Source organism: Escherichia sp. MOD1-EC5950, from assembly GCF_002965345.1.
GTDB classification, from domain to species: domain Bacteria; phylum Pseudomonadota; class Gammaproteobacteria; order Enterobacterales; family Enterobacteriaceae; genus Escherichia; species Escherichia marmotae.
Window position 1 is genome coordinate 1 of record NZ_PTSR01000019.1, and the last position, 13,727, is coordinate 13,727.

Sequence of the window (13,727 nt, forward strand, 5' to 3'; positions counted from 1 at the left end):
ACCGATGCCGTCAACGGCTCGCAACTGAAAACGACAAACGATAACGTTGCCACCAACACCACCAACATCACCAACCTGACCAATGATGTCGCGGATATCAACACCACGATCACGGGCCTGGAAGATGATGCCCTGCAGTGGAATGGTACGGCGTTCAGTGCCAAACACGGCACCAGCACCACCAACAAAATCACCAACGTCATGGCCGGTGACCTGTCAGACACCAGTACCGATGCCGTCAACGGCTCGCAACTGAAAACGACAAACGATAACGTTGCCACCAACACCACCAACATCACCAACCTGACCAATGATGTCGCGGATATCAATACCACAATCACGGGTCTGGAAGATGATTCCCTGCAGTGGAATGGTACTGCGTTCAGTGCCAAACATGGCACCAGCACCACCTACAAAATCATTAATGTGGCGGCGGGAACACTATCGTCGTCAAGTACCGATGCCGTAAATGGCGGACAACTGTATGGTTTGAGCAGTTCTATCGCTAACTATTTGGGTGGAAATGCCTCTGTTGATTCAAGCGGCGTGTTTACTGGACCAACCTATAATATCGGGGGCACTGATTACGATAACGTAGGTGAAGCATTAGCCGCTATTGACTCCTCAGTTGTAGCCTCACTCGGTGATGCCCTTGCCTGGGATGCCAAAACAGGCACATTCACAGCCAGTCATGGTGGTAGTGCCAGTAAAATCACTAACGTCGCCGCCGGTTCAATTTCTAAAGACAGCGCAGACGCAGTGAACGGTGGACAGCTCTATGATGTAAGCAACTCTATTAGTGACATTCTTGGCGGTGGTTCCACTGTTAATGCTGACGGCACAATCAACGCACCAGCCTATACTATCGCTAATACTGACTACGATAATGTAGGCGATGCACTGAGCGCGATAGACTCGACGCTTGATGATGCAATGATTTGGGATGATAACGCAGGTGCCTTTAGTGCGGCCCACGATAGTGATACCACCAGTAAAATCACTAATGTAAAAGCCGGAAACGTGGCGGTTGATAGCACCGATGCGGTTAATGGTTCTCAGTTGTATGCCACAAATGTGCTCATCAACCAGAATAGCGATATGATTAACCAGCTCGCTGGCGACACCAGTACGACCTATATTGAAGAGCATGGTGCTGGTGTAAATTACGTCCGCACAAACGATACTGGCTTGACCTTTATAGATGCCAGCGCAGCGGGCGTCGGCTCTACCGCGTTGGGTTATAACGCGACCGCATCGGGTGAAAACAGCCTCGCTATTGGTCGAGACAGTGTCAGCTCGATCGACTCCGGTATAGCACTGGGCAGTGGCTCAACCTCTGACCGTGTCATCGTCAAGGGCTCCCGTTCTGGCAGCGTAACGGAAAACGGGGTTGTCATTGGTTATGACACCACTGATGGCGAATTACTCGGTGCGCTATCTGTAGGTAAAGATGGTGAAAGTTATCGCCAAATCATTAACGTCGCAGATGGTTCAGAGGCTCATGACGTCGTCACTGTCCGTCAGTTGCAAAATGCGATAGGTTCAGTTGCAAGCACTCCTGCTAAGTACTTCCACTCAAACTCGAAAGAAGAGGATTCACTGGCCGTTGGGACGGACTCTCTGGCGATGGGTGCAAAAACAGTGGTCAATGGTGATGCCGGAATTGGTATTGGTTTTGGCTCCTTAGTGGTACAGGACGCAATTAACGGTATCGCTATCGGTTCCAGTGCTCGCGCGAACCATGCTAACAGCATTGCAATGGGTAATGGTTCTCAAACCACCGTTGGGGCCCAAAGCAACTATACCGCTTACAATATGGATGCCCCGCAAAACTCGGTGGGTGAATTCTCTGTAGGCAGCACCAATGGTCAGAGGCAAATCACTAATGTGGCAGCGGGCTCACAGGATACCGATGCGGTTAATGTTGGCCAGTTGAAAGTGACGGATGCGCGCGTTGAGATCAACACGACCAGTATCAATAACCTGAACAATCAGGTGAGCAATCTCGATACCCGTGTTACCAACATCGAGAATGGTATTGGCGATATTGTTACTACCGGAAGTACGAAATACTTCAAGGCAAATACAACCGGTGCGGATGCCAATGCACAGGGAGCGGACAGCGTCGCTATCGGTTCAGGATCAATCGCTGCTGCAGATAACAGTGTAGCCTTAGGTACAGGTTCGATCGCCGATGAAACTAATACCATATCTGTGGGGTCATCAACTAATCAGCGCCGCATCACCAATGTTGCTGCCGGTAAAAATGACACTGATGCAGTGAACGTCGCACAGTTGAAATCGTCCACTGAGGGTGGTGTTCGTTACAGTACGAATGAAGACGGTACGATTAACTACAGTACGTTAAACCTGGGTGATGGTAAGGGGGGCACGACGCAAATCAGTAATGTGTCAGCCGCTGTGAACGATCACGATGCGGTTAACTACGCACAGCTAAAACAAAGTATCCAGGATACCAATAGCTACACAGACCAGAAAATGGTTGAAATGGATAACAAAGTGAAGGGCGTAGAGAAAAAAATGAGCGGTGGTATCGCTTCTGCAATGGCGATGACTGGTCTGCCTCAGGCCTACACGCCAGGTGCCAGCATGGCTTCTATTGGTGGTGGTACTTATAACGGTGAATCGGCTGTTGCTTTAGGTGTATCGATGGTGAGTGCCAACGGTCGTTGGGTCTACAAATTACAAGGTAGTACCAATAGCCAGGGCGAATACTCCGCCGCACTCGGTGCCGGTATTCAGTGGTAATTATCCATTAACGAATGGGTAAACCCTGATGCGCTACGCTTATCCGGCCTACAGGAGGATTCCACAAATTCCTGTAGGCCGGATAAGGCGTTCACGCCGCATCCGGCAAAATAAGGTGCACCAGGTCAACAATCTGCGGGCAATTCTCTGATGAGGATTGCCCTTTTCTTTACCAGACACCTTCCTCACCCCAAATTGGCCCTACCAATTCTTCCCTTATCTGGCCTCTGGTTCACAGTTCATCAATTCAAACTCACATTAACGTTGCTATTGCATAACATTTGGTTAACCATTCATTGTCATTATCCCTACACAACAAAATTGGCAGTGCCACTTTTACACAACGTGTGACAAGGAGATGAGCAACAGACTCATTACACGATGTGCGTGGCCTCCAGGAGACCTGCAATGAATCTCTGGCAACAAAACTATGATCCCGCCGGGAATATCTGGCTTTCCAGCCTGATAGCATCGCTTCCCATCCTGTTTTTCTTCTTTGCGCTGATTAAGCTCAAACTGAAAGGATACGTCGCCGCCACCTGGACGGTCACTATCGCTCTGGCGGTAGCTTTGCTGTTCTATAAAATGCCGGTCGCCAACGCGCTGGCCTCCGTGGTTTATGGCTTCTTCTACGGCCTGTGGCCGATCGCGTGGATTATTATTGCAGCGGTGTTCGTCTATAAGATCTCGGTGAAAACCGGGCAGTTTGACATCATCCGCTCGTCCATTCTTTCAATAACCCCTGACCAGCGCCTGCAAATGCTGATCGTCGGTTTCTGTTTCGGCGCATTTCTCGAAGGGGCTGCAGGCTTCGGCGCACCGGTCGCGATTACCGCAGCCTTACTGGTCGGCCTGGGCTTTAAACCACTGTACGCCGCCGGGCTGTGCCTGATTGTTAACACCGCACCGGTGGCATTTGGCGCAATGGGTATTCCGATTCTGGTTGCCGGGCAGGTAACAGGCATCGACAGCTTTGAGATTGGCCAGATGGTAGGCCGCCAGCTACCATTTATGACTATTATCGTGCTGTTCTGGATCATGGCAATTATGGACGGCTGGCGCGGTATCAAAGAAACCTGGCCTGCGGTCGTGGTTGCGGGTGGTTCGTTTGCCATCGCACAGTACCTCAGTTCCAACTTCATTGGGCCGGAACTGCCGGACATTATCTCTTCGCTGGTATCGCTACTCTGCCTGACACTGTTCCTCAAACGCTGGCAGCCGGTGCGCGTTTTCCGCTTCGGTGATTTGGGGGCGTCACAGGTTGATATGACACTGGCTCACACCGGTTACACCGCAGGTCAGGTATTGCGTGCCTGGACACCGTTCCTGTTCCTGACCGCCACCGTAACACTGTGGAGTATTCCACCGTTTAAAGCCCTGTTCGCTTCGGGCGGAGCGCTGTATGAGTGGGTCATCAACATTCCGGTGCCGTACCTCGATAAACTGGTTGCTCGTATGCCGCCGGTGGTCAGCGAAGCCACCGCCTATGCAGCCGTGTTTAAGTTCGACTGGTTCTCTGCCACCGGCACCGCCATTCTGTTTGCTGCGCTGCTCTCTGTTATCTGGCTGAAAATGAAACCGTCTGACGCTATCAGCACCTTCGGCAACACGCTGAAAGAGCTGGCGCTGCCCATCTACTCCATTGGTATGGTGCTGGCGTTCGCCTTTATTTCGAACTATTCCGGGTTGTCGTCAACACTGGCGCTGGCTCTGGCACACACCGGCCACGCATTCACCTTCTTCTCGCCATTCCTTGGTTGGCTGGGTGTATTCCTGACCGGCTCGGATACATCATCTAACGCCCTGTTTGCCGCTCTGCAAGCCACAGCAGCACAACAAATTGGCGTCTCTGACCTGTTGCTGGTTGCAGCCAACACTACCGGCGGCGTCACCGGCAAGATGATCTCTCCACAATCTATCGCCATCGCCTGTGCGGCAGTAGGTCTGGTTGGCAAAGAGTCTGATTTGTTCCGCTTTACTGTCAAACACAGCCTGATCTTCACCTGTATGGTGGGCGTGATCACCACGCTGCAGGCCTATGTCTTAACGTGGATGATTCCTTAATGATGGTTATACCCAGACGCCTGTCAGACGAGGTAGCAGATCGTGTGCGGGCGCTGATTGATGAAAAAAATCTGGAGGCGGGCATGAAGTTGCCCGCTGAACGTCAACTGGCGATGCAGCTCGGCGTGTCGCGTAATTCATTACGCGAGGCGCTGGCAAAACTGGTAAGCGAAGGCGTGCTGCTCAGCCGACGCGGCGGCGGGACGTTTATTCGCTGGCGTCATGATGCATGGTCGGAGCAAAACATCGTCCAACCACTGAAAACGCTGATGGCCGATGATCCGGATTACAGCTTCGATATTCTGGAAGCCCGCTACGCCATTGAAGCCAGCACCGCCTGGCATGCGGCGATGCGCGCCACGCCTGGCGACAAAGAGAAAATTCAGCTTTGCTTTGAGGCAACGCTCAGCGAAGACCCGGACCTCGCCTCACAAGCAGACGTTCGTTTTCATCTGGCGATTGCCGAAGCCTCACATAACATTGTTCTGCTACAGACCATGCGCGGTTTCTTTGATGTCCTGCAGTCCTCGGTAATGCAAAGTCGCCAGCGGATGTATCTGGTTCCGCCCGTTTTTTCGCAACTGACTGAACAGCATCAGGCAGTCATTGACGCCATTTTTGCTGGTGATGCCGACGGTGCGCGTAAAGCGATGATGGCGCATCTCAGTTTTGTCCACACCACCATAAAACGATTCGATGAAGATCAGGCACGCCGCGCACGCATTACCCGCCTGCCCGGTGAGCATCATGAGCATTCGAGGGAGAAAAACGCATGATTATTTCCGCAGCCAGCGATTATCGCGCCGCCGCACAACGCATTCTGCCGCCGTTCCTGTTCCACTATATGGATGGCGGCGCATATTCTGAGTACACCCTGCGCCGCAATGTAGAAGATTTGTCCGACGTGGCGCTGCGCCAGCGCATTCTGAAAAACATGTCTGACTTAAGCCTGGAAACGACGCTGTTTAATGAGAAATTGTCGATGCCAGTGGCGCTGGCTCCGGTGGGCTTGTGCGGCATGTATGCGCGTCGCGGCGAAGTCCAGGCAGCAAAAGCGGCAGATGCGCATGGCATTCCGTTTACTCTCTCGACGGTTTCCGTTTGCCCGATTGAAGAAGTTGCACCGGCCATCAAACGCCCAATGTGGTTCCAGCTTTATGTGCTGCGCGATCGCGGCTTTATGCGTAACGCGCTGGAACGGGCAAAAGCCGCGGGTTGTTCGACGCTGGTTTTCACCGTGGATATGCCAACGCCGGGCGCACGCTACCGTGACGCACACTCGGGTATGAGCGGTCCGAATGCCGCAATGCGCCGCTACTTGCAGGCGGTGACTCATCCGCAATGGGCTTGGGATGTGGGTCTGAACGGTCGTCCGCATGATTTAGGTAATATCTCAGCTTATCTCGGTAAACCGACCGGACTGGAAGATTACATCGGCTGGCTGGGGAATAACTTCGATCCATCCATCTCCTGGAAAGACCTTGAGTGGATCCGTGATTTCTGGGATGGCCCGATGGTGATCAAAGGGATCCTCGATCCGGAAGATGCCCGTGATGCAGTCCGTTTTGGCGCGGATGGCATTGTAGTTTCTAACCACGGCGGTCGTCAGTTGGATGGCGTGCTCTCTTCCGCCCGCGCACTGCCTGCTATTGCAGATGCGGTGAAAGGCGATATCGCGATTCTGGCAGATAGCGGCATTCGTAACGGGCTTGACGTTGTGCGTATGATCGCACTCGGTGCCGATACCGTACTGCTGGGCCGTGCTTTCCTGTATGCACTGGCCACGGCGGGCCAGGCGGGCGTGGCAAACTTGCTGAATTTGATCGAGAAAGAGATGAAAGTGGCGATGACGCTGACTGGCGCGAAATCGATTAGCGAAATCACGGAAGACTCGCTGGTTCAGTGGCTGGGTAAAGAGTTGCCTGCGGCACTGGCTCCGATGGCGAAAGGGAATGCAGCTTAAGGGTTAGATTAATATCTGCTATCCTGCCCCCGCACTAAGGGGGCAGTATGCTAAACATCGTACTTTACGAACCAGAAATTCCGCCAAACACTGGCAACATCATTCGTCTTTGCGCTAATACCGGCTTTCGTCTGCATATCATCGAACCGATGGGATTTGCCTGGGACGACAAGCGCCTGCGCCGCGCGGGGCTGGACTACCACGAATTTACCGCCGTTACGCGTCATCATGACTATAGCGCGTTTCTTGAGGCGGAAAATCCCCAGCGTCTGTTTGCCCTTACCACTAAAGGTACGCCCGCACATAGCGCCGTAAGTTATCAGGATGGCGATTATCTGATGTTCGGCCCGGAAACACGTGGCTTACCCGCAACCATCCTTGACGCCCTGCCCGCTGAACAAAAAATTCGTATTCCAATGGTGCCGGACAGCCGCAGCATGAACCTGTCCAATGCGGTGTCGGTGGTGGTGTATGAAGCCTGGCGGCAGTTGGGGTATCCGGGGGCGGTGTTGAGAGATTAGTTACCGTAGGCCGGATAAGATGCGTTAGCATCGCATCCGGCACGATCACAGGACATCAGATCCCATCGCCATACTCAAACGTATGGTGAATGCCGTTGAAATGCTGATCCATATCCATTGACGGTTTATCGCTGTCTGGTTTACCGACGATACGCGCCGGAACGCCAGCGGCAGTGGTATGCGGCGGCACTGGTTGCAGCACCACGGAACCTGCGCCAATCTTCGCGCCACGACCAACTTCAATGTTGCCGAGAATTTTCGCACCAGCGCCAATCATCACGCCTTCACGAATTTTCGGGTGACGATCGCCGCTGGTTTTACCTGTACCACCGAGCGTCACGGATTGCAGAATCGACACGTCATTTTCAATTACCGCCGTTTCACCAACGACGATGCCCGTCGCGTGGTCGAGCATGATACCGCGACCAATTTTTGCCGCCGGATGGATATCGACCTGGAACGTCACAGATACCTGGTTTTGCAAGAAAATTGCCAGTGCACGGCGGCCCTGATTCCACAACCAGTGACCAATGCGATACGCCTGCAAGGCATGAAAACCTTTCAGATATAACAATGGCGTTGAGTATTTATCGACTGCCGGGTCGCGAGTACGCACCGCCAGGATATCGCAGGCCGCAGAAGCGATCATTTCCGGGTCGGCGGCATAAGCTTCTTCAACCACTTCGCGAATAGCAATGGCAGGCATAATAGGCGATGACAGCTTGTTCGCCAGCATATAGCTCAATGCACTCCCCAGGTTTTCGTGCTTGAGTAGCGTTGCGTGGTAAAAACTGGCCAGCATTGGCTCACAGTCCGCCAGCGTTCTGGCTTCAGCTTTAATATTGTTCCAGACAATTTCCAGTTCTTCACACGACATTGCTTACTCCACACGATGAGGTAATGACCGGCTCGTTCTGCGCGAGCCGGGTCATAGCGGTAACAAAAGTTCCCTGGGTTTAGTGGCTGCTGCGCTCGTCCTTGCGTGCACGACCTAATAGTGTCAATGCTGCCTCGCGCGCGTTTTTTCCGCAATATAATACTTGATAAATTTCCTCGGTTATTGGCATTTCAACGCCGAAGCGATGCGCCAGTTCGCGAACCTCTTTCGTATTGCGGTAACCTTCCACCACCTGACCAATCTTCTCCTGCGCACTTTGTACATCCATGCCCTGACCGAGCATCATGCCAAAGCGGCGGTTACGCGACTGGTTGTCGGTACAGGTAAGCACCAGATCACCCAGGCCTGCCATGCCCATAAAGGTGGCAGGCTCGGCACCCAACGCCGTGCCCAGACGCGACATTTCAGCCAGGCCACGGGTGATCAGCGCCGTTCGCGCATTCGCCCCAAAACCGATACCGTCAGACATCCCCGCACCAATCGCAATGACGTTTTTCACCGCGCCGCCAAGTTGCACGCCAATGAAATCCGGGTTGCTGTAGACACGGAAACTTTTGCCGCAGTGCAGCAGTTGCTGGAGATCGTCAGCAAAATCCTGGTCGGTAGAGGCCAGCGAAATAGCCGTTGGTAAACCTGCTGCCAGCTCTTTCGCGAAAGTGGGGCCAGAGATAACCGCCAGCGGAATTTGATCGCCTAACGCTTCGCGCGCCACGTCCTGTAACAGACGCCCGGTTTCCGCTTCCAGCCCTTTGGTTGCCCATACCAGGCGCGCGTCAGGACGCATCAACGGTTTAATCTGCCGCAGTACTTCACCAAAGACATGGCTGGGTACGACGACGAGAATATTACGGCTGGCTGCCAGCGCAGTGGCGAGATCACTTTCAAGGTGGAGCGTATCGGGAAAAGGCACATCGGGGAGAAACGCGGCGTTACAACGGTCGCGTTCAAGCGTCGCGATATGTTCAGGGTCATGGCCCCAGAGGACAACCTCGTGGCCATTTCTTGCCAGGGTGATGGCAAGAGCGGTGCCGTACGAGCCGGCACCGATCACAGTCATTGAAGCATTACGTTGGTTCATCAGGCATCCTGATGTTCTTCAGTACCTTCGCCAGCCTGCTGCTGTAAATAGTTCATGAACAGAGCATCGAAGTTAACCGGCGCAAGGTTCAGTTGCGGGAATGTACCGCGGGATACCATGCTGGTGATGCATTCACGAGCATACGGGAACAGAATGTTCGGGCAGTATGCGCCCAGGCAATGTGCCATCTGGGTGCCTTCGATACCCGCGATGGAGAAAATACCGCCCTGCTGAACTTCGCACAGAAACGCGGTTTCTTCGCCCAGGGATGCCGTTACGGTAACACGCAGTACCACTTCGTAAACGTCATCTGCCAGTTGGGAAGATGCCGTATCCAGATCAAGTTTAACTTCTGGCTGCCAATCTTTCTGGAAAACGTGCGGCGCGTTCGGCGCTTCGAAAGAAATATCCTTGGTATAAATACGCTGGATCTGAAAAGTCATTTCGGTGTTGTTTTGTTCTGACATGTGTAGAAAACCCTTAAGTGTTGTCCTTAAATACTGCGCAATGTAATGCCAACGTTCACACGTTATTTCAGCAGAGGATCCAGTCCACCACGTGCATCCAATGCATACAAGTCGTCACAGCCGCCAATGTGCTGTGCGTCAATAAAAATCTGCGGAACCGTGGTGCGGCCACTGCGTTTGATCATCTCTTCACGCTTAGCGGCGTTGCCATCAATCGGCAGTTCCTGGAAATTCACGCCCTTGCTGCTCAGCAATGCTTTCGCACGATGGCAATAAGGGCAGGTTTCTTTGGTATAAATTTCAACATTGGCCATAATTTAGCTCCTGTTTTTTACCTGTTGTTTTATGTTGCAGGGTAGCGACAAAATAGAATATCCCCAGAAGCTTATATCAATAAGTCACTGGGGGCATAATTGCAGCTAACTATCAGCGGCATAAAAAACGACAGGTAAATTATTTGCCGCGCACCAGAGGCAAGTTCTCGCCAGCCCAGCCAGCTACGCCTTCTTTCAGCACAAATACTTGCGCAAACCCAGCTTTCGTCAGCGCGTTTGCTGGCTCCTGGCACTGCATGCCAGAACCGTCAACCACGATAACCGGTTTGTCTTTGTGCTTATCAAGCTCACCAACATTGTTGGCTTTGATTTCGGTCGGCAACAAATTGATAGAGCCAGCGATATGGCCTTTACGGAAGTCATCACGTTGGCGTAAATCCACAACCACAGCGTCTTCTTTGTTGATCAGACGCGTCGCTTCACCACGTGTAATCACCTTCACTTTCGAGGTCAGGCTTTTGAACGTAGTAACCAGGACCGCCACCAGTAACGCGATCCAGGCGATACTCAGCATGGGATGGCGGCCGACAAATTGCATAATTTCTTGCATGGGGGGTAACAACTCCCGACGTAGTGATTAAAAAAACCAGGAAAGGAGTATACCTGCGCGTTGCGGCAAATACAGCCAGCGCGTGCACTGGAATGCAATTTTGCGGGGCGCTACGAAAAAAAATCGCAAATCAGCCCCCGGCTTTCACTGTGCGGCGTCATAATTTGATCTTCAGAGGCTATTTTATCGATTCAGCTGTAGTAAAATTACGCAAATTTTGACTCTTGAGTATGAGGTTGTCGCAATGTCGGTTTCTAAAAAACCTATGGTACTGGTGATTCTGGATGGCTATGGCTATCGCGAAGAACAGCAGGATAACGCCATTTTTAGTGCAAAAACCCCGGTAATGGATGCACTGTGGGCCAATCGTCCGCATACCCTGATCGACGCTTCCGGTCTGGAAGTCGGTCTGCCTGACCGTCAGATGGGTAACTCCGAAGTAGGTCACGTTAACCTGGGTGCCGGCCGCATCGTGTATCAGGACCTGACTCGTCTGGACGTTGAAATCAAAGATCGCGCGTTCTTCGCTAACCCGGTGCTAACTGGCGCGGTAGATAAAGCGAAAAACGCGGGCAAAGCTGTACACATTATGGGTCTGCTCTCCGCAGGCGGCGTACACAGCCACGAAGATCACATCATGGCAATGGTAGAACTGGCCGCTGAACGTGGCGCAGAAAAAATCTATCTGCACGCATTCCTCGACGGTCGCGACACCCCACCGCGCAGCGCTGAAGCTTCTCTGAAAAAATTCGAAGAGAAATTTGCCGCACTGGGTAAAGGCCGCGTAGCGTCCATTATTGGTCGTTACTACGCGATGGACCGCGACAACCGTTGGGATCGCGTTGAAAAAGCTTATGACCTGCTGACTCTGGCGCAGGGCGAATTCCAGGCTGATACCGCCGTTGCCGGTTTGCAGGCCGCTTATGCTCGTGACGAAAACGATGAATTCGTGAAAGCGACTGTCATCCGTGCCGAAGGCCAGCCAGATGCAGCAATGGAAGACGGCGACGCACTGATTTTCATGAACTTCCGTGCTGACCGTGCCCGTGAAATCACCCGCGCGTTCGTTAACGCTGATTTCGACGGTTTCGCCCGTAAGAAAGTGGTTAACGTTGATTTCGTGATGCTGACCGAATACGCCGCCGACATCAAAACCTCAGTGGCTTACCCACCAGCCTCTCTGGTTAACACCTTCGGTGAGTGGATGGCGAAAAATGACAAAACTCAGTTGCGTATTTCCGAAACCGAAAAATATGCCCACGTCACCTTCTTCTTTAACGGCGGCGTAGAAGAGTCGTTCAAAGGCGAAGATCGCATTCTGATCAACTCACCGAAAGTCGCGACCTACGACCTGCAACCGGAAATGAGCTCCGCAGAACTGACCGAAAAACTGGTTGCGGCAATCAAGAGCGGCAAATACGACACCATCATCTGTAACTACCCGAACGGCGACATGGTAGGTCACACCGGGGTGATGGAAGCGGCAGTTAAAGCGGTAGAAGCGCTGGATCACTGCGTGGATGAAGTGGCGAAAGCCGTTGAATCTGTTGGCGGTCAACTGCTGATCACCGCTGACCACGGTAACGCTGAACAGATGCGCGATCCGGCTACCGGTCAGGCGCACACGGCGCACACCAACCTGCCCGTTCCGCTGATTTACGTTGGCGATAAGAACGTGAAAGCGGTTGAAGGTGGCAAACTTTCTGACATCGCGCCGACCATGCTCTCTTTAATGGGTATGGAAATCCCGCAAGAGATGACTGGTAAGCCGCTGTTCATCGTGGAATAATCCCTCCCCATGAGGGGAAAGGCGATTAATACCATGACACGGGCCACGAAACCGCGCAGGTTTGCAGTCAGGCCCATCATTTACGCCAGCGTTCTTAGCGCTGGCGTATTGTTGTGCACTTTTTCCGCCCAGGCGGATGACCGCGACCAACTCAAGTCTATTCAGGCCGATATCGCCGCGAAAGAGCGCGCGGTACGCCAACAACAGCAACAACGCGCAAGCCTGCTCGCACAATTGAAAAAGCAGGAAGAGGCGATCTCTGAAGCCACCCGTAAGCTGCGCGAAACGCAAAACACGCTCAATCAACTGAATAAACAGATTGATGAGATGAACGCGTCAATTGCTAAGCTGGAGCAGCAAAAAGCCGCTCAGGAACGCAGCCTCGCCGCGCAACTGGATGCCGCGTTTCGTCAGGGTGAGCATACCGGTATTCAGCTCATTCTTAGCGGTGAAGAAAGCCAGCGCGGCCAGCGTTTGCAGGCTTACTTCGGTTACCTCAACCAGGCGCGACAAGAAACCATCGCTGAGCTGAAGCAGACGCGCGCAGAAGTTGCCATGCAGCGTGCTGAACTGGAAGAGAAACAGAGCGAACAACAAACACTGTTATATGAACAGCGCGCCCAACAGGCGAAGCTGACCCAGGCGCTGAATGAGCGTAAGAAGACGCTGGCAGGGCTGGAGTCTTCCATTCAACAAGGTCAGCAACAGTTAAGCGAGCTGCGCGCCAACGAATCTCGTCTGCGCAATAGCATTGCTCGTGCAGAAGCGGCAGCGAAAGCACGTGCTGAACGTGAAGCGCGCGAAGCCCAGGCAGTGCGCGACAGGCAGAAAGAAGCGACGCGCAAAGGCACCACCTACAAACCAACCGAAAGCGAAAAATCGCTGATGTCCCGTACCGGTGGTTTAGGTGCACCGCGTGGTCAGGCATTCTGGCCTGTTCGTGGGCCAACACTGCATCGCTATGGCGAACAGCTACAGGGCGAGCTGCGCTGGAAAGGGATGGTTATTGGTGCTTCTGAAGGCACTGAAGTTAAAGCGATTGCCGACGGTCGAGTAATTCTGGCTGACTGGCTGCAAGGCTACGGTCTGGTGGTGGTGGTTGAGCACGGTAAAGGCGATATGAGTCTTTACGGCTATAATCAGAGCGCACTGGTGAGCGTTGGCTCGCAGGTTCGCGCGGGTCAGCCAATTGCACTAGTGGGCAGCAGTGGCGGTCAGGGTCGGCCTTCACTCTATTTCGAAATTCGCCGCCAGGGTCAGGCGGTCAATCCACAGCCGTGGTTGGGAAGATAA

Annotated in this window: 12 protein-coding genes; 7 read left to right on the forward strand and 5 right to left on the reverse strand. The window is 53.1% G+C overall.

Annotated elements, in window-relative coordinates; all coding sequences use genetic code 11:
* The 5 genes from BEA93_RS16940 to trmL all read left to right on the forward strand — a co-directional run.
* On the forward strand, positions 1-2,769 hold a 2,769-nt coding region (locus BEA93_RS16940), incomplete at its 5' end, for a YadA family autotransporter adhesin (RefSeq protein WP_172955105.1).
* Positions 2,770-3,177: 408 nt separating this feature from the next.
* The gene (lldP, locus tag BEA93_RS16945; protein WP_001055313.1) at positions 3,178-4,833 is read left to right on the forward strand and encodes an L-lactate permease; all 1,656 of its coding nucleotides are present in this window, start codon (positions 3,178-3,180) and stop codon (positions 4,831-4,833) included.
* Positions 4,833-5,609 (forward strand): transcriptional regulator LldR, encoded by a 777-nt coding sequence (gene lldR, locus BEA93_RS16950; protein WP_001517469.1) that lies wholly within the window; start codon positions 4,833-4,835, stop codon positions 5,607-5,609. The genes lldP and lldR overlap by 1 nt, the downstream gene beginning before the upstream one ends.
* Positions 5,606-6,796 carry a quinone-dependent L-lactate dehydrogenase gene (gene lldD / locus BEA93_RS16955; protein ID WP_105224859.1) on the forward strand — a complete coding sequence of 397 codons (1,191 nt, stop codon included), beginning with the start codon at positions 5,606-5,608 and terminating at the stop codon, positions 6,794-6,796. The genes lldR and lldD overlap by 4 nt, the downstream gene beginning before the upstream one ends.
* A 47-nt stretch (positions 6,797-6,843) precedes the next feature.
* Positions 6,844-7,317, forward strand: a complete 474-nt coding sequence (gene trmL, locus BEA93_RS16960; protein ID WP_000932355.1) for a tRNA (uridine(34)/cytosine(34)/5-carboxymethylaminomethyluridine(34)-2'-O)-methyltransferase TrmL — start codon at positions 6,844-6,846, stop codon at positions 7,315-7,317.
* 55 nt (positions 7,318-7,372) lie between these two features.
* On the opposite strand, the gene cysE is transcribed toward trmL, so the two are convergent.
* The 5 genes from cysE to BEA93_RS16985 form a co-directional block, all read right to left on the reverse strand.
* Complete coding sequence (gene cysE, locus BEA93_RS16965) at positions 7,373-8,194, reverse strand: serine O-acetyltransferase (RefSeq protein ID WP_105224860.1); 822 nt, start codon at positions 8,192-8,194, stop codon at positions 7,373-7,375.
* Between the two features lie 79 nt (positions 8,195-8,273).
* Positions 8,274-9,293: an NAD(P)H-dependent glycerol-3-phosphate dehydrogenase gene (gene gpsA / locus BEA93_RS16970; protein WP_001517467.1), complete on the reverse strand. Its 1,020-nt coding sequence runs from the start codon at positions 9,291-9,293 to the stop codon at positions 8,274-8,276.
* A complete protein-coding gene (gene secB, locus BEA93_RS16975) occupies positions 9,293-9,760 on the reverse strand; it encodes a protein-export chaperone SecB (protein WP_000003377.1) in 468 nt (155 codons plus the stop codon). The genes gpsA and secB overlap by 1 nt, the downstream gene beginning before the upstream one ends.
* Before the next feature lie 62 nt (positions 9,761-9,822).
* Positions 9,823-10,074 (reverse strand): glutaredoxin 3, encoded by a 252-nt coding sequence (grxC, locus tag BEA93_RS16980; protein ID WP_000024387.1) that lies wholly within the window; start codon positions 10,072-10,074, stop codon positions 9,823-9,825.
* A 139-nt stretch (positions 10,075-10,213) separates the two neighbouring features.
* A complete protein-coding gene (locus tag BEA93_RS16985; protein WP_001517466.1) occupies positions 10,214-10,645 on the reverse strand; it encodes a rhodanese-like domain-containing protein in 432 nt (143 codons plus the stop codon).
* Between the two features lie 244 nt (positions 10,646-10,889).
* Between BEA93_RS16985 and gpmM the strand changes: the two genes are divergently transcribed.
* Both gpmM and envC read left to right on the forward strand, forming a co-directional pair.
* Positions 10,890-12,434 carry a 2,3-bisphosphoglycerate-independent phosphoglycerate mutase gene (gene gpmM, locus BEA93_RS16995; RefSeq protein WP_001517465.1) on the forward strand — a complete coding sequence of 515 codons (1,545 nt, stop codon included), beginning with the start codon at positions 10,890-10,892 and terminating at the stop codon, positions 12,432-12,434.
* A gap of 33 nt (positions 12,435-12,467) precedes the next feature.
* Positions 12,468-13,727: a murein hydrolase activator EnvC gene (gene envC / locus BEA93_RS17000; RefSeq protein WP_001517464.1), complete on the forward strand. Its 1,260-nt coding sequence runs from the start codon at positions 12,468-12,470 to the stop codon at positions 13,725-13,727.